This is a genomic window from Flavobacterium pokkalii (assembly GCF_014596575.1).
GTDB lineage: Bacteria > Bacteroidota > Bacteroidia > Flavobacteriales > Flavobacteriaceae > Flavobacterium > Flavobacterium pokkalii.
The window spans coordinates 1-25,635 of sequence record NZ_NASZ01000009.1 but is presented as its reverse complement, the minus strand read 5'-3'; the positions used below and the strand labels follow the sequence as shown (position 1 = coordinate 25,635).

15 protein-coding genes and 1 pseudogene are annotated in these 25,635 nt (G+C 34.9%); 15 read left to right on the top strand and 1 reads right to left on the bottom strand.

Annotated features, from left to right (window positions below; translation table 11 throughout):
- Nucleotides 1-46 precede the first annotated feature (46 nt).
- The 6 genes and pseudogenes from B6A10_RS07595 (at nucleotide 47) to B6A10_RS07570 (ending at nucleotide 7,446) form a co-directional block, all read left to right on the top strand.
- On the top strand, nucleotides 47-961 hold the full coding sequence (locus B6A10_RS07595; RefSeq protein WP_188220395.1) for a FecR family protein: 915 nt from the start codon (nucleotides 47-49) through the stop codon (nucleotides 959-961).
- Nucleotides 948-3,479, top strand: coding sequence for a TonB-dependent receptor plug domain-containing protein (locus tag B6A10_RS07590; RefSeq protein WP_188220394.1), 2,532 nt, complete (start codon nucleotides 948-950; stop codon nucleotides 3,477-3,479). Before B6A10_RS07595 ends, B6A10_RS07590 begins: the two co-directional genes overlap by 14 nt.
- Before the next feature lie 182 nt (nucleotides 3,480-3,661).
- Nucleotides 3,662-4,705: a hypothetical protein gene (locus B6A10_RS07585; RefSeq protein ID WP_188220393.1), complete on the top strand. Its 1,044-nt coding sequence runs from the start codon at nucleotides 3,662-3,664 to the stop codon at nucleotides 4,703-4,705.
- The gene (locus B6A10_RS07580; protein WP_188220392.1) at nucleotides 4,693-6,006 is read left to right on the top strand and encodes a hypothetical protein; all 1,314 of its coding nucleotides are present in this window, start codon (nucleotides 4,693-4,695) and stop codon (nucleotides 6,004-6,006) included. The genes B6A10_RS07585 and B6A10_RS07580 overlap by 13 nt, the downstream gene beginning before the upstream one ends.
- 199 nt (nucleotides 6,007-6,205) lie before the next feature.
- A pseudogene (locus tag B6A10_RS07575) lies at nucleotides 6,206-6,753 on the top strand (REP-associated tyrosine transposase).
- Nucleotides 6,754-7,047: 294 nt separating this feature from the next.
- The gene (locus B6A10_RS07570; RefSeq protein WP_188220391.1) at nucleotides 7,048-7,446 is read left to right on the top strand and encodes a DoxX family protein; all 399 of its coding nucleotides are present in this window, start codon (nucleotides 7,048-7,050) and stop codon (nucleotides 7,444-7,446) included.
- Nucleotides 7,447-7,739: 293 nt separating this feature from the next.
- Here B6A10_RS07570 and glmM read toward each other — a convergent pair whose 3' ends face one another.
- On the bottom strand, nucleotides 7,740-9,134 hold the full coding sequence (glmM, locus tag B6A10_RS07565; protein WP_188220390.1) for a phosphoglucosamine mutase: 1,395 nt from the start codon (nucleotides 9,132-9,134) through the stop codon (nucleotides 7,740-7,742).
- Between the two features lie 101 nt (nucleotides 9,135-9,235).
- Here glmM and B6A10_RS07560 point away from each other — a divergent pair, with 101 nt between their 5' ends.
- The 9 genes from B6A10_RS07560 (at nucleotide 9,236) to B6A10_RS07520 (ending at nucleotide 25,518) form a co-directional block, all read left to right on the top strand.
- Nucleotides 9,236-9,820 (top strand): acyl carrier protein phosphodiesterase, encoded by a 585-nt coding sequence (locus B6A10_RS07560; protein ID WP_188220389.1) that lies wholly within the window; start codon nucleotides 9,236-9,238, stop codon nucleotides 9,818-9,820.
- A 1-nt stretch (nucleotide 9,821) separates the two neighbouring features.
- On the top strand, nucleotides 9,822-10,496 hold the full coding sequence (locus B6A10_RS07555) for a DNA alkylation repair protein (protein WP_188220388.1): 675 nt from the start codon (nucleotides 9,822-9,824) through the stop codon (nucleotides 10,494-10,496).
- A 42-nt stretch (nucleotides 10,497-10,538) separates the two neighbouring features.
- Nucleotides 10,539-12,323, top strand: a complete 1,785-nt coding sequence (locus tag B6A10_RS07550; protein WP_188220387.1) for a chloride channel protein — start codon at nucleotides 10,539-10,541, stop codon at nucleotides 12,321-12,323.
- A gap of 191 nt (nucleotides 12,324-12,514) precedes the next feature.
- Nucleotides 12,515-15,346, top strand: coding sequence for an excinuclease ABC subunit UvrA (gene uvrA / locus B6A10_RS07545; protein WP_188220386.1), 2,832 nt, complete (start codon nucleotides 12,515-12,517; stop codon nucleotides 15,344-15,346).
- 190 nt (nucleotides 15,347-15,536) lie between these two features.
- Nucleotides 15,537-17,852 carry a TonB-dependent receptor gene (locus B6A10_RS07540; protein WP_188220385.1) on the top strand — a complete coding sequence of 772 codons (2,316 nt, stop codon included), beginning with the start codon at nucleotides 15,537-15,539 and terminating at the stop codon, nucleotides 17,850-17,852.
- On the top strand, nucleotides 17,852-19,042 hold the full coding sequence (locus B6A10_RS07535; RefSeq protein ID WP_188220384.1) for a PepSY-associated TM helix domain-containing protein: 1,191 nt from the start codon (nucleotides 17,852-17,854) through the stop codon (nucleotides 19,040-19,042). The genes B6A10_RS07540 and B6A10_RS07535 overlap by 1 nt, the downstream gene beginning before the upstream one ends.
- A gap of 220 nt (nucleotides 19,043-19,262) precedes the next feature.
- A complete protein-coding gene (locus B6A10_RS07530; protein ID WP_026715019.1) occupies nucleotides 19,263-19,988 on the top strand; it encodes an LOG family protein in 726 nt (241 codons plus the stop codon).
- A 74-nt stretch (nucleotides 19,989-20,062) separates the two neighbouring features.
- Nucleotides 20,063-22,924, top strand: coding sequence for a gluzincin family metallopeptidase (locus B6A10_RS07525; protein ID WP_317172011.1), 2,862 nt, complete (start codon nucleotides 20,063-20,065; stop codon nucleotides 22,922-22,924).
- Nucleotides 22,925-23,109: 185 nt separating this feature from the next.
- Nucleotides 23,110-25,518, top strand: a complete 2,409-nt coding sequence (locus B6A10_RS07520; RefSeq protein WP_188220383.1) for an alpha-ketoacid dehydrogenase subunit alpha/beta — start codon at nucleotides 23,110-23,112, stop codon at nucleotides 25,516-25,518.
- The last annotated feature ends 117 nt before the right edge of the window (nucleotides 25,519-25,635 follow it).

The window sequence follows — 25,635 nt, the reverse complement described above, 5'->3', positions numbered from 1 at the left end:
TAGGGTAAATAACGACACAGTTGTCTTACCACTATAGCGAGAACTAATGAAAAAGGAAAAAGAAATATTAAAATGGCTTAACGGAGAACTTTCGGACAGGGAAATCGAAGATTTAAAACAATCGGAAGATTTCCATACACTGGAAAAAATTGCGCATTATTCCGCGCATTTGGATACTCCGAAAATTGATGCTCAGGAGGCTTTAGCAGCGTTCAAAAACAGAAATCTGACTAAAAAGAAACCTAAAGTACGTCCGTTATATTTTAAAACTATTTATAAAGTTGCGGCGATTTTTGTGGTTTTACTGACTTCGGCTTATTTCTTATTTTCAAACAGTACTCAGTCTTTTGAAACCGGAATTGCACAAACCAAAACATTTAAATTACCCGACAATTCCAAAGTTTTGCTAAATGCCTCATCTAAAATTACATTTAACGAAAAAAACTGGAACCAACAGCGCGATTTAACTTTGGAAGGAGAAGCCTATTTTCAGGTGCAAAAAGGAAAAACCTTTAGCGTAAAAACTGCTGATGGAATTGTAAAAGTTTTAGGAACTCATTTTGACGTAAAACAAAGAGACAACTATTATGAAGTAAGCTGTTTTGAAGGTCTAGTAAGTGTAACTTATAAAAATACGACCGTCAAATTGCCTCCGGGAAAAAGTTTCAGAGTCATTAATAATCGTATTGAAAAAACAGACGATTTTGATGCCGAAACGCCTTCCTGGTTGCAAAAAGAATCGAGTTTTAACCAAATTCCACTGCATCAGGTTATTGCCGAATTGCAACGTCAATACGGCATAAAAATTGAAACTGAGAAAATTGATACCACGCAATTATTCACCGGAAGTTTTACGCATACCAATCAAAAAACAGCCTTGGAATCGGTGACTATTCCGTTGCGATTAAGCTATAAAATAAAAGGAAAAACGATTATTTTTTACAAATATGAAGTTCAGTAAATGGATTTTTATTTTAGTTTTCAGCATAGGTTATTGGAGTTGGGCGCAACAAACCACTACTCCGTTACCCCTGACTACTATTATCAAAAATATTGAAGAACAGTATAAAGTAAAATTTTCCTATGCCGTAGCCGATATTGCCACTATCAGTATCGAAAAACCTGCTGCTAAGCTCAGCCTTGAGGAAACTATTGCTTATTTGAATGCCAAAGTTCCGCTTAATTTTAAAGCACTGGACGAGCGATACATTACTATTTCGGCCTTAAACAAAACCATTACAATTAACGGAACGGTTCTCGATGAAAATTCCAATACCGCACTTCCGGGCACTTCTGTCCGAACCAGTAACTCTAAATGGGCTATCAGCAATAAAGACGGAAATTTCAGCTTAGAAAACATTCCTATCGATGCTGCGGTAACCATTTCGTACATAGGTTACGGAACCAAAGAATTCAAAGCCAAAGACTTTTTTGCCTCCGGAAAAAAAGGTTTGTCAATTTCTTTAAAACCCACAAAAGAAGAATTAAATCCGGTTTTGATCCCGGTATTTCTAACCGCCGGATTGCAAAAAAACACCGATGGAAGTACCGTTTTAAACACCAAAAAATTTGGCATACTTCCCGGACTGAGCGATCCTGATGTATTGCAATCGATTCAAACTTTACCCGGAGTGGAAAGCATTAACGAAAGCATTGCCAACATCAACATTCGCGGCGGTACGAACGATCAGAATTTAATACTTTGGGACAATATCAAAATGTATCATTCGGGACATTTTTTTGGTTTGATTTCGGCTTATAATCCTAATTTGACCAATAAAGTTGTGGTGACTAAAAACGGTACCAGCGCCGAATTTAGCGAAGGCGTTTCAGCAACGGTAAACATGAGCACCAACGACGAAATTAAAAATTCGGTTTCGGGCGGAGCCGGAATTAATCTGATTAGCGGAGATATTTTTGTCGAAATTCCATTGGTAAAAAATCTGGAAATTGATCTTTCGGCGCGACATTCCATCACCGATTTTATCAATACGCCTACCTACTCCAATTATTACAAAAAAAGTTTTCAGGACACCGAAATCAATGCCGATAACACCGATAAAAACACCCAATCGGATTTTTATTTCTACGATTATACCGCTAAAATTTTATACAATTTGAATGAAAAACACCAGTTTAGAGCCAATATTATCGGGATTATCAATGAATTAAATTACGCTGAAAATTATAATTCATCAGATGATACTAAATCCAAATCCAGTGCACTTTCGCAAAAAAACATGGGACTTGGCGGAAACTGGAAAGCCCAATGGACTAACAAATTTTCCAGCCAATTAAGCAGCTATTATTCGAGATACAATATTGATTCCCGCGATTATCGCATTACCAACGACCAGCTTTTAACCGAGGCCAATGAGGTTATTGAAACCGGAACCAAATTGAATTTGCATTATATTTTTAATGAAAATTTGCAACTTTTAAGCGGTTATCAAATTAACGAAACCGGCATGCTCAATCAAACCCGTGTCAACAATCCGTTTTACTCCAGTACAAAAAAGAGTGTTTTGCTCAATCACGTGTTGTTTAGCGAATCGACCTTTCATAAAAACAATACTTTTTTAAGACTGGGGGTGCGTTTAAATTATTTTCAAAAATTTCAAAAACTACTTTTAGAACCCCGAATCAATTTCAGACAGGTACTTAACAAACAATTGGCTTTGAAAATAGAAGGCGAATTTAAAAATCAAACCACCACTCAAATCATCGATTTTGAAGACGATTTTCTGGGGGTGGAAAAAAGACGCTGGCAATTGGTCAACAACAACACGATTCCTATTGCAAGAAGTAAACAAGCTTCGACAGGATTTGAATTTCAACAAAACAACTGGAATATCGAACTTACCGCTTTTTACAAACTGGTTGACGGAATTACCGCTTCCAATCAGGGATTTTACAACAATTTTCAATACAAAAATGCGCACGGAAGTTATACCGACAAAGGAATCGAATTCCTAATTAACAAAACCAACCAAAAATACAGCAGCTGGCTCAGTTATACTTTTAGTCAAAACAATTATGATTTTGAAAGTTTCTCCCCTGCTGTTTTCCCTAATAATGTCGATATGCGACATGCGGTGACTTTTGGATTCAATTACAATATTCTGGAAAATTTTAAAATCTCCATTGGCGGAAATTACCACAGCGGTATTCCTTACACCAAGCCGGTTGAAGGAAATGAAACCGTGCAAAACGGCAACAACTATTTTGTGAATTATGATGCCCCAAACAGTTTAAACCTGGATGATTTCCTTCGTTTGGATGCTTCACTCAGTTATAATTTCAAATTCAATTCGACAGTAAAAGCAACTGTAAGAGCCGCAGTGATTAATATTAGTAATCAAAAAAACACAATTAATCGTTATTATAAAGTCGACCCAAATGATCCTTCAAAAGCCATCCAAGTAAACAACCAATCTCTGGCCTTAACACCTAATGTGAGTTTCAGAGTGAATTTTTAATTAACAAACTTCCGTTAATAAAAAACAACTATTAATAAAACAGGCTGTAGTAGTTTGTACTAATTTATCTATATATTTGAATAAAACAAATACATCCGAAAAAGGATGACTTTGTATTATTTTGTCTTATATATAAACTAGTTAGCGGAAATGCTAAAAAAATGCATAGAAATTAAAACAATATGGTTCAAGATATAAAAATTGCTTCTTTAAGAGAAAATACTCTAGCTTCAATAGCTGAATTCTTACTTGATGAAAATTTTCAGAACAGCACAATTCTGAAAGAAGGAATACTTGAATTAATAAATCTTTTGGCCGATTACTATGAAGAAGGAACTCATTTATTTCCTCAAGTATTAATAACAAACAATTCTACAGAATTTTTTAAAACAATTTCGAATAGAGAAATTTTAATATCTAACCAATCACTTTCTGTTTCAGAATTTAAGAACATTATAAAGTTATGTGCTCCATTAACTGTTGGAAGTTGGATAATTTATATTGAAGTAAATGATAATAAACTAAAATATGGTTTAGTTGATGCTGAAATGACAGAAACAAGTCCATCTATTTATGAGCAAACAGTTGGTGAATTAAAAGTAGACCCAAAAGATATTAATATTGCATTTTTAAGAAATATAGGTAGTAAAACGGTAGAGTTAACTGGACTGAAAAAAAAATTAATTGTTTCACTGACTTTGGATAAAATTGAAATTTCTGACAATGTAATTTTGCAAATATCAAAAGAAATAACAAAAAGTTTAGACCAAGAATACCAGATTCCAATTATGACTTTCATTGACAAAACTATACAAGACGCAGTTAAACAAGGTCATGGAAACTTAATTGGAGTTGTTAAAGATGATGAAACAATAATTAGTAAACTTAAAGATAGTCTTTCTGACGGAGTATATCTAAATACTCCTATTGATATTGCAGACTATATAATTTATACAGAAAAAGAAAAGACAAATGAATCCTCAATATCTTTGATGGCGTTTAGTAAAGTTATGATATCTATGTTAAATCACGATGGAATAACTTTATTGACAGACAAAGGTAGAATATTAGGATATCACATATTTATAAAATCAATAGAAATAAACGGAATACAATTAGTTGGTGGAGCAAGAACAAGAGCTTTTCAATCTATGGTAAATTTAGATATGTTTTCAGCATGTCTTTATAAATCACAAGATGGTAACTCAAAAATATGGATAAAGTAATGAATGAAATACAACTTTGGCAAGGACCTGACGGCATAAATATACCTGCAAATGTAAACGATACAAATAAAATCGTTTCATATGCAAATTACTTAACTGATAAACAAAAAAATCAGATTATTGCTGCTTTTCAGATAGAAGCATATGATATGGCAGCTGAATATGCTTGGAAAAAAGCTATGGTTAAACTAAAAGAAACCATAGCGACTTTAGGTATGAAGTTTATAGGTGAAATGCTTAATAGAGAAGACATTGATGAATATTCAACTATAGATACTGCACTTACAGATTTTACTACGATTCAATTAGCTGAACAATTGGGAGTTATTGGAACAACAGCATCTTTAAAACTAAAACAAGCAAATGAATTAATTACACATTACTTTTCAAAAGATGCTACAGAAGAAATTGACAATATTTCTGCTATTCATATAATTAAGTCAAGTGTTCAATATATACTTGGAGAAGCAGACATTTCAATTGCTATAGAATTTTCACAGTTTAGAGAAAGATTATTAAGCGAAACATTGTCATTGAAAGATCCACAAGTTGATCAATTGATTAATTCGCCTTTATTTTATTTAAGAACAGTTATGTCAATCTTATTAGCATCAGTTAAAAACGATAAAGGTGCTAAACTAGAACATTCATTATCTAATCTAAACCTACTAATTGAGAGTATTTGGAAACATTTAGGTGAAAATGACAAATGGAATATTGGAACAGCATATAGAGATGTAACTGCCGCAGGTAATACTATAGCATCATCTGGTCTTAAGAATGCCTTGTTAAAAGTTGGTGGATTTGATTTTGTCCCAGAAAATTTAAGATCAGTAACATTTAAAAAAGCAGCTGCAGCAGTTCTAGAAACTCATTATGCGTTTAACAATTTTTACAACGAACCGTCAGTTGTCAGAAAACTTGCAAGTTTAGGAAGTACAATTCCTGCACCAGCACTAATAGATTGTTTTCAGGCATATTTAGCAGTATATCTAGGAAATGGATATGGAGTCTCAACTATAGCGGCTGATATAGCATATGAAAAGTTGTCAGAAATTTCTAAAGAAAGATGGTATTATTATTTTGAAAAAGTCATTCAAGATGACGAGATTGTACTATCCAAAATTTTTGGTACAAGAAGAATTGAAAGATTTAGAAATCTTTTAATATCAAACTCTTATAATGACTTTCAAGATTTACCTAGAGATAATCAGCAGTTATATGAATCAATTATTGAAAATAAAACTTTAAAGGCTCAAGGAATAAGTCAAACTTTATATAATAGAATTAAGAAAAAATAGGTCCAAGCTACCGCGAGCGTTTTTCTTAAAGTTCGCTAGCGCGAGCGTCTCGCTCGTGCCCGTAACAATATATAAACTTATTTTAGCATTGGGCACGAGCGAGACGCTCGCGCTAGCGAAAAAAAGCATTAATTTTAATGGCTGTGCATCCTCGTGTCCACAAAGTTGAACAAGTTATTTTTATCTATTAAAAAAAACAATGAGCCGAAAATATAAATTTGGAGAAAAATCAGGAGCTTATTTCATAAGTTTTGCAACCGTAAACTGGATAGATGTGTTTACCAGAGATGATTATTTTTGGTTATAATAGAGTCGTTAGATTTTTGCAGAAAGAATAAAGGAATGGAGCTCTATGGTTATTGCATCATGCCGAGCCATGTACATTTAATATTTCGTTCCGCATTAAATGATCCTTCGGGATTGATAAGAGATTTTAAAGGATTTACCTCAAAAAAAATGCTCAAACTCATAGAAGATAATCCGCAAGAAAGTAGAAAAGAATGGATGCTTTGGATGTTTGAGAGAGCCGGAAAAAAGAATAGTAATGTTACCAATAGACAGTTTTGGCAACAAAATAATCAACCAATTGAGATTTGGTCATTGAAAGTATTTGAGCAAAAGTTAGAATATATTCACAATAATCCTGTGGAAACAGGATTTGTAACCGACCCTATAGATTGGAAATATAGTAGTGCTAGAAATTATGGTAATAATGACCAAACTATTTTGGAAATTGACAGGAATTAGAGGATGGGCACGAGCGGGACGCTCGCGCTAGCGACAGAAAAGCACTAATTTTAATGGCTTTACATTTAAAAAACATCACTGCTCACTCAAGCGTCCCGCTCGTGCCCGTAACAAAAAATTTAATATCAATTTGGATACAAGCGGGACACTTGCACTAATTCCTGTGGGGAATTAGAAAACAGATTAGCGGAATAAATAAAGATGATTTGACAAAATCCAAACTAAATTTTACAATAAAATCTTATTTTAAATAAAATAGCAGTATTTTAGTTCAAACTATTAAAAAATAAAATTATGAACAAAAACACTGATTTAGGTTTACTCATCCTTCGAATCGCTGTGGGAGGATTAATGTTATTACACGGAATTGCTAAAATTGGAAAAACGTCATTCATTGCAGGAATGCTGGAAGAAAAAGGATTACCTTCCCTACTATCTTATGGCGTTTATTTTACTGAAATTATCGCTCCTTTATTGATTATTGCTGGTTTTAGAACCAGATTATCTTCGGTAGTTTATATTTCAGGTGCATTATTTGCCCTGTTTTTAGTACATAGCAATCAAATTTTTTCTCTTAATGAAGCCGGCGGTTGGCAATTAGAATTATTAGGTTTATACATTTCCGGGGCTATAACTTTATTTTTTACCGGAGGCGGAAAATTAGCGGTTTCTTCCTCTAATCAATGGGATTAAATATAAAAGCCCTATCTAAATAAATTTCTGAAAGAATTTTTCAAAATCAAATACTATTAACCTAAAACCTTTTACAACATGATGTTATTTCCTTTCTTTTTTGTGATAATCTACATAGCGATTTTATTTGGAATCTTTTATTTGATCTATACCTGGGTTAACAAATTCATCCGTTTAAGAGAAGAACACAATGACTTGCTTAGAGAAATTATTAAAAAAATGGATTCAAAATAAATTAAAAAATCCCTTTCAAAATCAAATTTGAAAGGGATTCTTCTTTATAAAAACAGCAATTAAATTCCTGCGATTGCTTTGATTTCATCAATAATGCGTAAGGCCAAAGCATCAGCCTGTGATTGCAAAGGCGCTTCGGTATAAATACGAATAATTGGTTCGGTATTCGATTTTCTTAAATGTACCCATTCGTTAGCAAAATCAATTTTAACACCGTCGATAGTAGTAATATCTTCGTTTTTGTATTTCTCTGTCATGGCTATCAAAATCGCATCCACGTCAATTTGAGGCGTTAATTCAATTTTATTTTTGCTCATATAATACTCCGGATAAGAAGCACGCAAAGCCGAAACACTCATTTTTTTATTGGCTAAATGCGTCAAAAACAAAGCCACTCCAACCAAACTGTCACGACCATAATGGGATTCCGGATAAATGATTCCTCCGTTTCCTTCGCCACCAATAACGGCATTGTTTTTCTTCATCAATTCCACCACATTCACCTCACCTACTGCACTGGCTTCGTAACTTCCGCAATGAGCTAAAGTCACATCGCGCAAAGCACGGGAAGAAGACATATTAGAAACCGCATTTCCAGGCGTTTTACTCAATACATAATCGGCCACAGCAACCAAAGTGTATTCTTCACCAAACATTTCTCCGTCGTCACTTATAAAAGCCAAACGATCTACATCCGGATCGACCACGATACCAAAATCGGCTTTTTCTTCAACTACCAACTCGCAGATATCTGTCAAATGTTCTTTCAACGGTTCCGGATTGTGAGGGAAATGTCCATTTGGTTCGCAATATAATTTTACAACTTCCACGCCCATTACTTCTAACAACTTAGGAATAATTACCCCTCCGGAAGAATTCACACCATCAACCACAACTTTAAATTTAGCCGCTTTAACCGCCTCAACATCCACCAAAGACAAATTCAACACTTCGTCGATATGAATATCCATATAAGCATCATTTTCAATCACTTCTCCTAAATTATCCACATCCGAAAATTCAAAAGCTTCTGCCTCAGCAATAGCCAGAATTTTTTCGCCTTCCACTCCGTTTAAAAACTCTCCTTTATCATTTAGCAATTTCAAAGCATTCCATTGTTTGGGATTATGCGAAGCTGTCAAAATAATTCCGCCATCAGCGCTTTCTAACGGCACTGCTACTTCAACCGTAGGCGTTGTCGAAAGTCCTAAATCAATGACATCAATTCCTAAACCAACAAGGGTATTTACTACCAAATTATGAATCATTGGTCCCGAAATTCGGGCGTCACGACCTACTACTACTTTTAAATTTTTAGCATCCTGCCCTTTTGTATTTTTCAGCCAGGTTCCGTAAGCCGAAGCAAATTTTACCGCATCAACCGGAGTAAGATTATCGCCTACTTTTCCGCCAATGGTTCCTCTAATTCCTGATATTGATTTTATTAATGTCATTCTTGTTTCTATTTAATTTATTTGGTTATTTAAAGAATATTGGGAACAAATATAACAATTGACAGCTAACAAAAGTCAATTAGATTTCATATTTTAGACGAATGAATTTCTTAGCACACATCTATCTTTCCGGAAACAACGAATATATAAAAATTGGCAATTTCATGGCTGATGGTATTCGGGGAAAACAATTTGAAAAATATCCGGAAGCCATTCAAAAAGGAATTTTGCTACATCGGGCTATCGATACTTTTACTGATGAGCATCCGCTTTTCAGGCAAAGTACCAAAAGGCTTCACGAACGTTACCATCATTATGCCGGTGTGATTGTCGATATTTATTACGATCATTTTTTAGCCAAAAACTGGGAAAAGTACTCTGAAGAAAATTTAGAGGATTTTGTATCCGAATTTTACCAGTCGTTGCATCAAAATCATGCCGTTTTAAGCGAAAAAACTAAAAATATCCTTCCATACATGGAAAAACAAAACTGGCTTTCGAGCTATCAAACCATCGAAGGCATTCACCAAATTTTGACGCAAATGGATCGACGAACCCAAAATAACTCCAATATGCGTTTTGCTTCAGAAGAATTGCTAGCTTTTTACGACGAATTTGAAAATGAATTTACACTCTTCTTTGAAGATATCCGAAATTATTGTTCTCAAAAACTAAATGAATTTTAAAATGACCTTTATAGCTCAATTAGAAATAGCATTTCAGCAAAAAGCCAATCCCGAAAATGCCTTTCCGATGGCCAAATACATGAAAAATCATTTTGTTTTTTACGGCATCAAAACCACCGAAAGAAGACTAAAGTTTCAGGAAATTTGGAAAGCAAACAAAACGGAAGTTTCAAAAAACGCCAGAACCATCGCTTTAGAATTGTATACCAAAGAGCCCAGAGAATTACACTATTGCGCGATTGAAATGCTAACAAAAGAACTCAAAGGAAAATACAAAAAAGAAGACATTCAACTCATTGAAAATTTAATTATTACCCATTCCTGGTGGGACAGCGTAGATACGATTTCGAAATACATTTTAGGACAATATCTCATAGAATTTCCCGAAATGATTCCGAAAGTAATCCTTAAATTTTCAAATTCCGAAAACATGTGGCTCAACAGAAGTGCTATTCTGTTCCAATTGGGTTACAAAGAAAAAACCGATTTTGAATTGCTACAATCCATTGGTGTCCAACATCAAAATTCGAAGGAATTTTTTATTCAAAAAGCACTCGGCTGGGCATTACGGGAATATGCTAAAACCAATCCCGAAGCCGTATTTGATTTTGTTTCAAAAAGCAATTTGAAGCCATTAAGTAAAAAAGAAGCCATAAAAAATATAGGTCGTCCTTAAAATATGTAGTAAATTTGTTCACTCAAAAAAAACTAAGCATCAATGTTCAAAAAATATCTTTCTAAATTAGAAATTATCATTGATTGGGCACAATCTATCTTAACCGAAAAACAATTTATCTTTCTTTCCAGCGTATTAGTTGGAATTTCTTCGGCCTGTGCAGTAATTGTATTAAAGACTTTCGCACACTGGGTTTATATTTTTGCTACTTATGTCAACAGTATTTTAAAACTTAGTTTTATCAACAGTATATTACCCATTGCCGGGTTGTTGCTAACGGTTTTGGTTGTCAAAAGACTCTTAGGTGGCTCTATCGAAAAAGGAACGCCTCAAATTTTATATTCCGTTGCCAAAAAAGCGAGTATCATTCCCCGAAAACAAATGTATGCGCATATTATGACCAGTTCCTTAACCGTAGGTTTAGGAGGTTCTGCCGGATTAGAAAGCCCGATTGTGGTTACCGGAGCGGCTTTTGGTTCTAATTTTGGTCAAAATTACAAACTGAGTTACAAAGACCGAACCTTGTTAATTGGTTGCGGTGTGGCTGCAGGTATTGCTGCGGCTTTTAACGCACCCATTGCCGGAGTTCTTTTTGCCATCGAATTCCTTTTGGTCGATGTGAGTATTTCGGCCTTCACTCCTATTATGATTGCTGCGGCTACAGGAGCTTTAGTATCCGAAATTATTTTGGACGAAACCGTTTTATTAAATTTTAAACAACAACAGGATTTTGACTATCATAAAATTCCTTTTTATGTGATACTGGGAATTTTAACCGGACTTACTTCTGTTTATTTTACACGAAATTTCCAAAAAACCGAACATTTTTTCTCGCATTTGAGAATGAATCCTTTCAAAAAAGCTTTTTTTGGAGCCCTTCTTTTAGCCGTTTTAGTTTTTGTTTTCCCAACACTTTTCGGGGAAGGTTACGAAAGCATTAAAATCCTGGCCGAGAGTCATCCGGAAGAAATTTTAGAAAACACCCTTTTCGAAAGTTTTAAAGACAACAGCTGGGTATTACTCGCTTTTGTTGCCGCTACGATGCTTATGAAGGTTTTCGCCACAGCAATTACGCTAGGTTCTGGAGGAAACGGAGGAAATTTTGCGCCGTCTCTTTTTGTGGGTTCTTATGTAGGTTTTGTGTTTTCAAAAGTACTTAATCTTACCGGACTGACTCATTTACCGGTGAGTAATTTCACGATGGTGGGAATGGCCGGAATCCTAAGCGGCTTATTCCACGCGCCACTTACCGCCATTTTCCTTATTGCCGAAATTACGGGCGGTTACAGTCTGATGCTTCCGTTAATGATTGTTGCTTCAATTAGTTTTGCGATTTCCAAACGTTTTGAAAAACACTCGATGGACGTTAAAGAATTAGTTAAAAAAGGACATGCTTTTACCAGCAACAAAGACCATAATGTACTTTCGACTTTAAATACCAATTCGATTATTCAAACCGATTTCCTGACCGTTTCTCCTGAAGAAAATTTGGAAAAATTAGTGGATTTAATTTCGCATTCTAATCAAACCTATTTTGCTGTTGTGGACAAAGAAAGTCATTTACTTGGAATTGTGAACTTTAATAATATTCGCGAAATTATTTTCAACAAATACCGCGTAAAATATACGCTTATCAAAGATATTATGATTCCTCCGGTTGATGTGATTTATCCTTTTAACAGTATGGAAACCGTGATGGACAAATTTGAAAAAACCAAAGCAACATTTTTACCGGTTATTAAAGACGAAAAGTATTTTGGTTTTATTTCAAAAGCGGCTGCACTGGAAGCGTATCGAGCCAAATTAAAATCGATGACGATAGAGTAACATTTCACAGAGATTCGCAAAGTTAACACAGAGATACACAAAATATTTCTCAAAATCTGAGCTAACTTTACGAATCTCAATAAAATCACTCTTTTACTATAAATTCTCTTCGATACTCTGCGTTAACTTTGCGAATCTCTGCGAAACAAATAGTAACTTTGCTTCCGACTATTCGGAATTTGCAAAAAAATATGTTAGACACAGACAATACTATAGAAGTTTTAGGTGCCAGAGTTCACAACCTTAAAAATATTGACATTTCCATTCCCCGTGAAAAGATGGTGGTTATTACCGGACTTTCGGGTTCCGGGAAATCATCCTTAGCATTTGATACGATTTATGCCGAAGGACAACGCCGTTATGTAGAAACTTTTTCGGCTTATGCCCGTCAGTTTTTAGGCGGACTGGAACGTCCGGATGTGGATAAAATTGACGGATTGTCACCTGTAATTGCCATTGAGCAAAAAACTACTTCTAAAAGTCCGCGTTCTACCGTGGGAACCATCACCGAAATTTACGATTTCCTGCGTTTGCTTTACGCCCGTGCCGCCGATGCATACAGTTACAACACCGGCGAGAAAATGGTTTCCTATTCTGACGAACAAATCAAAGATTTAATTGTCACCGATTTTAAAAACAAACGCATCAATATTCTCGCTCCGGTAATCCGAGCCAGAAAAGGTCATTATGGTGAATTATTCCAGCAAATTACCAAACAGGGATTCTTAAAAGTTCGTGTGAATGGCGAAATTCTGGACATCAGTCCGGGAATGAAACTCGACCGTTATAAAACCCACGATATCGAAATTGTTGTGGATCGAATGCTGATTGAAGACAATGAAGAAAACCAAAAACGATTGTCAGAAAGCATCAATACTGCCATGCATCACGGCGAAAATGTATTGATGATTCTCGATCAGGACAGTCAGGAAGTGCGTTATTTCAGCCGAAATTTAATGTGTCCTTCCACCGGAATTTCGTATCAAAATCCGGAACCCAATTTATTTTCGTTCAACTCCCCAAAAGGTGCTTGCGAACATTGTAACGGACTGGGAACGGTAAACGAAATCAATGTTGGTAAAATAATTCCTAATCCAAAACTTTCCATCAAAGCGGGTGGTTTTACGCCATTGGGCGAATACAAATCTTCCTGGATTTTCAAACAATTGGAAATCATCGGACAGAAATACAATTTTAAAATTACCGATCCTATTGAAAATATTCCGGCCGAAGCTATGGAAATGATTCTCAATGGCGGAAAAGAAAAATTCACCATCAATTCTAAAGATTTAGGAGTTGCCCGTGATTACAAAATTGATTTTGAAGGAATTTCTCATTTTATCAAAAACCAACATGATGAGAGCGGTTCTTCAACCATTAAACGCTGGGCAAAAGATTTTATGGACGAATTGAAATGCCCGGTTTGTGAAGGTTCCCGACTAAAAAAAGAAGCCTTGTTTTTTAAAATCGATGAAAAAAATATTGCCGAATTATGCAATATGGATATTTCCGATTTGACCAAATGGTTTCATAATTTAAATTCGCATTTATCAGACAAACAACTCCTTATAGCTTCTGAAGTAATTAAAGAAATTAAGGATCGTCTAGACTTCCTGATGAATGTAGGTTTGGATTATTTGGCTTTAAGCCGAAGTTCGAAATCACTTTCCGGTGGTGAAGCGCAGCGCATCCGATTAGCAACCCAAATTGGTTCGCAACTCGTTGGCGTTCTCTATATTTTGGACGAACCTAGCATTGGTTTGCACCAAAGGGACAACGAAAAACTGATTCATTCTTTGGAACAATTGCGTGATATTGGTAACTCGGTGATTGTGGTGGAACACGATAAAGACATGATTGAGCGCGCCGATTATGTCATTGATATTGGTCCAAAAGCCGGAAAATTTGGCGGTGAAATTATCAGCATTGGCACACCAAAAGAAACCCTGAAATCCAATACCATTACGGCACAATATCTCAACGGAAAAATGAAGTTTGACATTCCTGAAAAACGTCGGGAAGGCAATGGAAAAACAATGAAACTATCCGGAGCAACAGGAAATAATTTAAAAAATGTTTCTGTCGAATTTCCTTTAGGAAAAATGATTTGTGTGACTGGTGTTTCAGGCAGCGGAAAATCGACTTTAATTAACGAAACACTCTATCCTATCTTGAATGCCCATTATTTTAATGGCGTCAAAAAACCACAACCTTATAAAAAAATTGAAGGTTTAGAACATATCGACAAGGTGATTGATATTGACCAAAGTCCGATTGGACGAACACCACGTTCCAATCCGGCGACTTACACCGAAGTTTTTACCGAAATCAGGGCTTTGTTTACCAAAACTCCGGAAAGCATGATTCGCGGTTACAAAGCCGGACGTTTTAGTTTTAACGTAGCCGGTGGCCGTTGCGAAAGCTGTCAGGGTTCCGGCGTTCGAACGATTGAAATGAATTTTTTACCGGATGTTTATGTAGAATGCGAAACTTGTCAGGGAAAACGCTTTAACAGAGAAACTTTAGAAATTCGTTATAAAGGGAAATCAATTTCGGATGTTTTAGAAATGACTGTGGACGAAGCCGTTCCTTTTTTCGAAAATATCCCTAAAATTTACCGAAAAATAAAAACCATTCAGGACGTTGGATTGGGTTACATCACTTTAGGACAACAAAGTACCACGCTTTCCGGTGGTGAAGCGCAACGCATCAAACTGGCAGGCGAATTATCTAAAAAAGATACCGGAAACACCTTTTATATCCTTGATGAACCTACAACCGGATTGCACTTTGAAGACATTCGTGTGCTGATGGAAGTCATCAATAAACTGGTTGACAAAGGCAATACTATTTTGATTATCGAACACAATCTGGATGTGATCAAACTAGCCGATTATATCATCGACATTGGTCCCGAAGGCGGAAAAGGCGGCGGAACAGTCGTTGCACAGGGAACTCCGGAAGAAGTTGCCAAAGTTAAAAAAAGTTATACAGCCAAGTTTTTGAAGAAAGAATTGGAATAATAATTACTTATTTATTTTAAAAGCCTTTTTCGTTGAAAAAGGCTTTTTTCTATATTTATAACACGTATTAAACTACAAAAACTACTTTTTTTAAACATTTTTAAATTTTTTGTTGCATCGAAAAAAGGATAAAACTACTTTTGCTTAAAATAAATCTAAATAAGAATAAGTTAAATTTTACCCTATCAAAATGACTTTTAAATCACTAGTCTCTCTGACGTTCTTTTTTATTACTTCAATAATTTCTGCCCAAACCTTAAAAATAAGGGTAGAAAACAATTCAGGAAAAGCTATAGAAAACGCTACAATTTCTTCCGGAAATATAGTCCTTTCCAAAACAAATTCAGATGGTGAAGCACAAATTTCTGCTTCGAAAATTATTAAAGGAAACATTTTGGTTACCGCTTATAATTATGCGGAAACTTTGTACAGTTTTACTAACATTAATACTCAGGAAACAACTGTTATCCAACTGGAAAAAGAAGAAAACAAATTACAGGAAATTGTAATTACCGCCGGTAGAAAAAAGGAAAATATCTCCACTATTCCATCCTCAGTAACGATTTTAAATCAAAGAGATATTCAAAATCAAACGAATATCAGCACGAATTTATCTTCCGTTTTAGGAAATTTAGTTCCTGGATTGGGTACAACAACAAACAAGGCTACTAATGCCGGACAAACCTTAAGAGGAAGACAGGTTTTAGTTTTAATTGACGGAATTCCGCAATCGACACCTTTGATGAACGGACAAAGAGATATCAGAACTATTGATGCTAATGCCATTGAAAGAATTGAGGTAATTAAAGGAGCAACATCTATTTACGGAAATGGTTCCGGAGGTGGAATCATCAACTATATTACCAAGAAAAGTCCTAAAAGCGATTCGTTTCACGGAAACACTACTATTGGAACAACTTTTAATCCAATACACAGTTCAGAAACTTTTGGCTATCGCCTTTCACAGTTCTTTAATGGTAAAAGAGACAAATTCAGCTTTGTAGCAGGAGGTTCTTATGATTACACGGCTTTACAAAGAGATGCCAAAGGAAAACCGCTTGGTCAAACTGACGGATTGTCAAATTCAGATCAGATAAACCTATTTGCCAAATTAAATTACGCTATCACCGACCATACCAGTATCAATTTACTGTCTAACTTTTATAACAGCACTCAACATGCCAAATATATCAGTCAAACCGGAGTTTACGGAGTAACACCTACCATTGGAGTACCTGGAGAAGACCCGGGACAAAATGCAGGAACGCCATACAATTATAATTTGATGCTTAGTTTTTCAAAAGATAATTTGTTTCAAAACACCCAATTAGATGTTGCTGCTTATTTGAATTCATTCCGTTCCATGAATCGCTATGTTGCCAGTGCTTCGGCATGGTACGGACCGGGACAAACGATGATTAACTCAGACAAGAAAGGAATACGTATTAATTTCAATACTCCTTTTTCTATTGGAAATATCCCAACCGAAATCACTTATGGTTTAGACCTTTTGAACGATGTTACTTATCAGGATTTGGTAGATGGTCGCGTTTATATTCCTAAAATGGACATGACCAACATTGCTCCTTATGCCCAATTAAAACTGGACATTTTAGAAAATTTAATTTTCAAAGGAGGAATCCGTTATGAAAATGCAACGGTTCGCGTAAAAGATTACAACACCATTGCAACCGGGGCTAACGGAGCCGGAAGTATTTTTGTAAAAGGAGGCGATATTCCATACAATGCAACCATGTTTAATGCCGGATTACGTTTTAATAAATACGATTGGTTCAATCCGTTTATTAGTTTTTCACAAGGTTTTGCAATCAATGAATTAGGTCGAATTCTAAGAAGAGCCGATGAAAACACCATCGATAATCTGGAAACAGATCCAATTATCACCAATAATTACGAGATTGGTTTTTCAAGCAGAATTTCAAACATTAATCTTTCGGCAGCTTACTACATCAGTACTTCAAAACTGGGAGCTAATTTAGTAGATGTAGGTGGTTATTTAGTAGCACAACGTGAACCGGAAACCGTAAAAGGATACGAAATATCACTAGATTACAGAATCTTAGAGGAATTAAAAATAGGAGGAAATTATTCATTTGTAGAAGGAAAAGCAAAATTTGATGACGGTAGCAAAGTATATCTAAACGGTTCCCGAATTGCTCCTGCAAAAGCAACGGCTTTCATCAACTACAAACCTACAGAGAAAACTAACGTACAAGTTTCTTGGGTAAATACCGGTTGTAGAAATCGTTTTGAACCTGCCAGCAACGGAAAATATAAAAATAGCGAAGGACCAATTTCAACGGTTAATTTGCTAAATTTATCCGCTAATTATGCTTTCAATTCTAAGTGGTCCATTAGCCTTGGAGTAGAGAATTTATTAAACAATTATTATTATCCAACAGTAAGTCAATATCGAGCTTTGGATGCGGAATATGTGTTAGGAAGCGGAATGACCAGCAGTTTAAATTTACATTATAATTTTTAATGATATTAAAAAAACAGATTTTATGGCTTCATAAATGGCTCGGATTAATTTCCGGAATTGTCATTTTAATTGTAAGTCTTACCGGCTGTATTTATGTTTTTCAGGATGAACTCAAATTAGTAGTTTATCCTGAAAAATATTTTATAAGCCACCCTACTCCGGAAACCAAATCCACCATTGCTTTAAGCAAACTTATTGCCGTTGCCGAAAAAAACTTAAATCCCGGTGAAAAAATTTCAAGAGTAGATATTTTTCCGCAAAAAAACCGAACCTGGGTTTTCAGAGCGACCAAAACCAATAAAAAAGCCTTTTTTTACACTGATTATTTTACTTATAACAAAAGAGTATTTATCAACCCTTATTTAGGAACTGTACAACAAATTGAAAACACTAAAACCGAGTTTTTCCAAATTGTGTTGCAACTGCACATGAATTTACTTTTAGGTAAAAAATACGGTCATCTAATTATTGGTTTTTCGACACTTTTTTTCAGCCTGATTTGTATTAGCGGTTTCTTTTTGTGGTGGCCAAAAAAATGGAAGCCTAAAAATATCAAACAACATTTTAGCATAAAATTTTCTGCAAAACCCAAGCGTCTAAACTACGATTTGCACAATGTTTTAGGATTTTATGTCTTACCCTGGGCGCTGCTTTTTTGCTTTACCGGCTTAGTCTTTGCTTTTCCTGTTTTCAAAAAAGGAGTCAACAATAGCCTTAATACGCTAGATACAAAGAAGAAAAATACAATTGTACAACTGGATTCTATTCCGCAAAAAACGACTAACACACTCGATAACGGATTGTTTTATGTGTTGTCCAAACACGCTCAGGCTGATCAGTATTCCATTCGTTTACAGGAAGAAAAATCAGAACCACATGATATTCAGGTTCGACTGGATAAAAACAGAACGGGGAATTTCTATCGCTATTATTTCGACCAGAAAAGCGGACAAATTGACAGCATGAAAACCTCCGAAAATTTACAACTAGGAGGCAAAATCACTTCTATGAATTACGATTTACACACCGGAACTTTTGGTGGTTTAACTACTAAATTTCTGGCGTTTTTTGCTGCGCTAATTTGTGCTTCATTACCAGTTACAGGCTTTATTATTTGGTTAAACAAATCCAAAAAAGAAAGAAAAAACAATAAACTTAAAAAAGAAGCCGCTTCTACCCTCTCTTTTTAAATTCTTTTTCTCTGATTAGAATCACAACTAATTGTTTTACAAATATTTAATCATAATCCGATTTTTATCCTAAATATTATTCGGGAATCAGTCTAGTTTTTATACCCAAAAAACCTTACTTTAGTAGAAAGTCACTCTGGCAATTGCTTCTTTTATGCACTCAAAAAGTATTTGCAGCTGACAAAAAAACTACAATCGAATTATATAAAATATAAAAACCATGAGATTAGAAGATTTTGATAATGACGAAGAAAAAATAATCCAGGATAAACTGAAACAAAAAACATGGAATGAAATTCGTACCAATGACAGTTGGGCGATTTTCAAAATCATGTCGGAATTTGTTAATGGATATGAAAATATGGGACGTATTGGTCCCTGCGTTTCTATTTTTGGATCGGCACGAACACAACCTGATAATAAGTATTACCAACTGGCCGAAAAAATTGCTTTTAAAATCAGCAAAGCAGGCTACGGAATCATCACAGGCGGCGGCCCGGGAATTATGGAAGCCGGTAATAAAGGCGCGCATTTAGGCGGCGGAACATCTGTGGGATTAAACATTGAATTGCCTTTTGAACAACATTTTAATCCTTATATCGATCAGGATAAAAACCTGAATTTTGATTACTTTTTTGTTCGAAAAGTAATGTTTGTCAAATATTCACAAGGTTTTGTGGTAATGCCCGGAGGTTTTGGAACTTTGGATGAAATGTTTGAAGCAATTACTTTAATCCAAACTAAAAAAATTGCCCGTTTCCCAATTATCCTTGTCGGCAGCAGTTATTGGTCCGGATTAATCGATTGGATAAAGACGGTCGTGGAACAGGAAAAAAATATAAGCCCGGGAGATTTAAATCTGATAAAAATTGTTGACAACGAAGACGAAGTTGTAGAAGTTCTCGATAATTTCTATAAAAAATACACTTTGAAACCCAATTTTTAAAAGCTGTTTTTTTACAGCTTTTTTTTACAGCTTTTTTTTATTTTACTGTAGTTGGTAAAATAAAAAAATGTAAATTGAAATACTTTTTAAAACCCGGACTACCATTGAATTCGATTGCTAAAATCTGTTTGTTTTTGATTGTTTTTTTTGCTGCTACAAGTACTCTTATAGCACAGCATCATAATCGCCTTTATGTTGATGTAGATCCGGAGACACACACTTTGAACGTCAAACAGGAACTTGAATATTTTAACAACAGTAATGATAGTATCTCGGAAATTGTTTTGAACGATTGGAATAATGCCTATTCTAATGTTCACACACCTTTAGCACTTCGGTTTTCTGACGAATTTTATCGCGGATTTCACTTAGCCAAAGAGGAAGAGCGCGGCAAAACTTCCAAAATAACCATTTTAAATAAAGATCATTTGTTCTTTTCCTGGAACAGAGCCCGAAAACATCCCGATCTTATTGTGGTAAATCTGCCAAACAAATTGGCTCCAAACCAAAAAATTGATTTGGAACTGAATTACAATGTAAAAATTCCAAATAATAAATTCACCAAATACGGCTATGACGATTTTGGCAACATCAATTTAAAATCCTGGTTTTTAACTCCGGCACGTTATGAAAACCACGCTTTTGTAAGATACAGTAATGAAAATCTGGACGACATTGCCAATGCCATTTGCCATTTTGATGTAGAACTTAAACTTTCCAGCGATTTTGCAATTACGACAGATTTAGACACCACCGAAGAAATCAATAAAGACGACTACACCATTTATAAATTTAATGGTCAAAACAGAGTTGATTTTAGTCTTTTTATAGAACCGGAATCCAATTTTACGAGTTTTAAAAATGATAGTTTTGAAGTTCTAACCAATTTAGACGGTGAAAAAATTACGCCAACAGCTCAGGCTCAGGCTATCGATTGTGTCGTTCGTTTTGTTAAAAGACAAATTGGCGATTATCCTTTTAAGAAAATTGTGATTTCACAAACCGACTACGAAAGAAATCCATTTTACGGACTGAATCAATTACCTTCCTTCATTAGACCTTTTACAGATGAATTTACCTTTGAAATTAAGTTTTTAAAAACCTATTTAAACGTATTTCTCAACAACAGTCTTTATATTGATAATCGCAAGGACAGCTGGGTTCATAACGGAATTCAGGTCTATATCATGATGAAGTATATCGAAGAAAATTATCCCGGAACTAAAATGCTGGGAAATGCCGCTAATTTCAAATTATTAAAAAGTTTCAACCTTACTAATATTGATTTCAACGAGCAATACAGTTATTTTTATATGTTAATGGCCCGAAAAAATCTGGATCAGGCTTTAGGCGAACCTAAAAACAACTTGATAAAATTTAACGAACAAATAGCCAGCAAATACCGCGCTGGTCTAAGTTTGCGTTTTTTAAACAGCTATCTTGAAAATGAGGCTGTAACTAAAAGTATTCGCGAATTCTATATTGCTAAAAAGAAACAACAAACCGATGCCGCTGATTTTGAAAACATCCTGAAAAACCAATCTTCAAAAGATATCAACTGGTTTTTTAAAACCGTTATATATTCCAGAGATTTAATTGATTACAAATTTAACAAAGTAAGTAAAACCAATGACAGCATTTATTTTTCTTTAAAAAACAGAACCGGAATCAACGTACCGGTTCCCGTTTACGGTATTTTAAAAAAAGATATTGTTTTCAAGAAATGGATAGAACCGAATTCGATTGACAGTACTTTTAGTTTTGCCCGAAACAATGCCAACAAAATTGTATTGAATTATAAAAATGAAGTCCCAGAATACAATTTGAGAAACAATTGGAAATCATTAAAGCCTTTTTTCCCAAACAATCGCCCGATTAAATTTGTTTTGATGAAAGATTTGGAAGATCCTTACTATAACCAAATTTTATACGTCCCTTCGTTAGAATACAATTTATACGACGGATTTATAGCAGGAATTCGTCTTCATAATAAAACCATATTGGAGAAACCTTTTATTTTCAACATAACGCCTTCTTATTCAACTAACTCAAAAACCATTTCGGGATCAGGTTCTTTTTTGATTAATAAAAATTACAGAAACAGCCGTTTATACAATGTGAAATATGCTTTGTCCGGCTCTTATTTTCATTATGCTCCTGACGCCACTTACACAAAACTGAATCCTAGTGTGCAATTAAGTATAAGACAAAATGACTTTAGAGACAATCAAAAACAATATGTTTATCTACGACAACTATTTGTTAATCGCGAAAAAAGTGCAATTGTAACCGACAATTCAACTGAAAATTATTCTATTTTCAATCTAAAATATATCAATACCAAAACCGAAGTTACCAAACATTTGAGTTTTGCAGGCGACATTCAATTTTCAAAAGAATTTGGAAAATTAGCTGCTGAAATAGAATACCGCAAACTATTTGAAAACAATCGCCGAATAAATTTTAGATGGTATACCGGAAGCTTTCTCTACAATAAAAGTGACAACGATTATTTTAGTTTTGGATTGTATCGCCCAACTGATTATTCCTTTGATTATAGTTTTTACGGAAGATCAGAAAGTACAGGTTTTTTCAGTCAGCAATTTATTTTGGCAGAAGGTGGTTTTAAATCAAAACTGGATACTCCCTATGCTAATCAATGGATGAGTACCATCAATACAGGTTATACAATTTGGAATTGGATTGAAGTTTATGGTGATGCCGGTTTTATAAAAAACAGATTTCAGGATCCTAAATTTCAATTTGACAGTGGTATCCGTTTAAATTTAGTAACCGATTATTTTGAATTATACCTTCCGGTTTATTCTTCAAACGGTTGGGAAATAAGCCAAAACAAGTACAATGAAAAAATTAGATTCATCATTACTTTTTCTCCAAAAATACTTATCAACCTATTCAATCGGAAATGGTTCTAAACAAATAGCTTACTACAAATCATTACAAAAAAATCAGTTTTTGAACCAAAAAATTATTTTTTATTAAAAAAACAATATTATTTTTAAATAAAAACACCGTAAAGTAGTTCTTTTTTATTTTAATAGATTATGATAATAGCCAGTTTTTAAGTAAATTTGCGCCAAAGAATTATAATCTTTCAATTATGATAAAAGAACAAACCAATACTACATTGACATTTGAGGATTTCAGGACTGAAGTATTGAACGATTATAAGATAGCCGTAACTAGTCGGGAATGCAGCCTTTTAGGTCGCCGAGAAGTACTGACGGGTAAAGCAAAGTTTGGCATTTTCGGAGACGGAAAAGAGGTGCCACAAATAGCAATGGCTAAGTTTTTCAAAGATGGAGATTTTCGCTCCGGTTATTACCGCGACCAAACTTTTATGATGGCTATTGGCGAACTGACAACCGCTCATTTCTTTGCCGGATTATATGGAAATACCGATATTAAACAAGAACCAATGTCGGCCGGAAGACAAATGGGAGGTCATTTTGTTACTCATAGTTTGAATGAAGACGGAAGTTGGAAAGATTTAACGAAACAAAAAAATTCCAGTTCCGATATTTCACCTACAGCAGCTCAAATGCCGCGTTTGCTGGGTTTGGCTCAGGCATCAAAAATCTATCGTGAGATAGATAATATTCCAAACCAAAAAAACTTTTCGGACAAAGGAAACGAAGTAGCCTGGGGAACTATCGGGAATGCCAGTACTTCCGAAGGAGTGTTTTTCGAAACAATTAATGCTGCCGGAGTATTACAAGTTCCTATGGTTATTAGCGTTTGGGATGACGAATACGGAATTTCGGTTCATGCCAAACACCAAACAACAAAAGAAAATATCTCTGAAATTTTATCCGGTTTTCAACGCGATAAAAATAATGACGGAATTGAAATCATCACGGTTAAAGGCTGGGATTATTCCGATTTGATTTCTGCTTACGAAAGGGCTTCGAGAATTGCCCGCGAAAAGCACATCCCGGTTTTAGTTCACGTAACTGAACTTACGCAACCACAAGGGCATTCCAGTTCGGGATCGCACGAAAGATACAAAAGTACCGAAAGACTAAATTGGGAACGCGAATTTGATTGTATCAGACAAATGCGCCTTTGGATGATTGCCATCAATATTGCTTCAGCCGAAGAACTGAATGAAATTGAAGCTACCATTAAAAAAGAAGTTTTAGAAACTAAAAAAACTTCCTGGACATCTTTTATCGCTCCTATTGTCGAAGAAAAGAATGAATTGCTTAGCATTTTAGATAAGGCTGCTCCTTTAAGTAAAAATAAAGAGCAAATTCTAAAACTTTCCAATGCGCTAAAAGTAATCAAAGATCCTCTAAAAAAAGAAATTCTGGTAACCGCAAGGAAATCCCTGCGTTTGCTGGCTCACGAAGCACATAAAACAGAATTAGCAAACTGGATTCAAAAATACTTTGAAAAAACACAGCCGCTTTTCAGTAACAATTTATATTCTGAAACAAAAAACAATGTGCTTTCTGTAAAAGAAATTTTACCTGTTTATCCTGAAGATGCTAAAAAAGATACTGACGGGCGAATGATTATTCGTGATAATTTCGACGCTCTTTTTGCCAAATATCCCGAAGTTTTAATTTTCGGAGAAGATTCCGGAAATATTGGCGATGTAAATCAGGGCTTAGAAGGCATGCAGGAAAAATACGGAGAAACACGTGTAGCCGATGTAGGAATTCGTGAAGCCACGATAATCGGACAAGGAATTGGACTTGCCTTAAGAGGTTTAAGACCTATTGCTGAAATTCAGTATTTAGATTATTTATTATACGCGATACAAATTTTAAGTGACGACTTAGCCTCTTTACTTTACAGAACAGCAGGAAAACAAAACGCTCCGTTAATCATCAGAACCCGAGGACACCGATTAGAAGGCATCTGGCATTCCGGTTCTCCAATGGGAATGATTATTAACGCCATAAGAGGAATTAATGTTTTAGTTCCAAGAGATATGACTAAAGCTGCCGGTTTTTACAATTCCCTTTTAGAATGTGACGAACCTGCTTTAGTAATCGAATGTTTGAACGGATACCGTCTTAAAGAAAAAGCACCAGTGAATTTTGGTGAATTTAAAACTCCGATTGGCGTTGTTGAAACCATTAAAACCGGAACCGATATTACTTTAGTTTCTTACGGATCTACATTACGATTAGTTGAACAGGCTGCTAAAGAATTACAGGAAATAGGAATTGAGTGCGAAGTAATCGATATTCAGTCGTTAATTCCTTTTGACATCAATCATGATATTGTAAAAAGTATCCAAAAAACTAATCGTCTGTTAGTAATTGACGAAGACGTTCCTGGTGGCGCTTCGGCTTATATTTTGCAAAAAATTATTGAAGAACAAAATGCGTATCAATTTTTAGACAGCAAACCACAAACTTTATCAGCTCAGGAGCACCGACCTGCTTATGGAACTGATGGCGATTATTTTTCCAAACCATCAGCAGAAGATATTTATGAAAAAGCATACAGTATTATCTCAGAAAGCAACCCAACTAAATATCCAAAATTATATTAGAATAAATCTTTCTATAAACAAAAGAAGCCGTCTCAAAACTGAGGCGGTTTTTTTTGTGCTTTATATTTGGTTTAACATAAGTTATTTCGTATATTTAGTCGTTGATTTACAACTGAT

Excerpts from the sequence above, each read along its gene's own strand:
- B6A10_RS07595 (WP_188220395.1), top strand. The coding sequence starts at position 47 with ATGAAAAAGGAAAAAGAAATATTAAAATGGCTTAACGGAGAACTTTCG.
- B6A10_RS07590 (WP_188220394.1), top strand. The coding sequence starts at position 948 with ATGAAGTTCAGTAAATGGATTTTTATTTTAGTTTTCAGCATAGGTTAT.
- B6A10_RS07585 (WP_188220393.1), top strand. The coding sequence starts at position 3,662 with ATGGTTCAAGATATAAAAATTGCTTCTTTAAGAGAAAATACTCTAGCT.
- B6A10_RS07580 (WP_188220392.1), top strand. The coding sequence starts at position 4,693 with ATGGATAAAGTAATGAATGAAATACAACTTTGGCAAGGACCTGACGGC.
- B6A10_RS07570 (WP_188220391.1), top strand. The coding sequence starts at position 7,048 with ATGAACAAAAACACTGATTTAGGTTTACTCATCCTTCGAATCGCTGTG.
- glmM (WP_188220390.1), bottom strand. The coding sequence starts at position 9,134 with ATGACATTAATAAAATCAATATCAGGAATTAGAGGAACCATTGGCGGA.
- B6A10_RS07560 (WP_188220389.1), top strand. The coding sequence starts at position 9,236 with ATGAATTTCTTAGCACACATCTATCTTTCCGGAAACAACGAATATATA.
- B6A10_RS07555 (WP_188220388.1), top strand. The coding sequence starts at position 9,822 with ATGACCTTTATAGCTCAATTAGAAATAGCATTTCAGCAAAAAGCCAAT.
- B6A10_RS07550 (WP_188220387.1), top strand. The coding sequence starts at position 10,539 with ATGTTCAAAAAATATCTTTCTAAATTAGAAATTATCATTGATTGGGCA.
- uvrA (WP_188220386.1), top strand. The coding sequence starts at position 12,515 with ATGTTAGACACAGACAATACTATAGAAGTTTTAGGTGCCAGAGTTCAC.
- B6A10_RS07540 (WP_188220385.1), top strand. The coding sequence starts at position 15,537 with ATGACTTTTAAATCACTAGTCTCTCTGACGTTCTTTTTTATTACTTCA.
- B6A10_RS07535 (WP_188220384.1), top strand. The coding sequence starts at position 17,852 with ATGATATTAAAAAAACAGATTTTATGGCTTCATAAATGGCTCGGATTA.
- B6A10_RS07530 (WP_026715019.1), top strand. The coding sequence starts at position 19,263 with ATGAGATTAGAAGATTTTGATAATGACGAAGAAAAAATAATCCAGGAT.
- B6A10_RS07520 (WP_188220383.1), top strand. The coding sequence starts at position 23,110 with ATGATAAAAGAACAAACCAATACTACATTGACATTTGAGGATTTCAGG.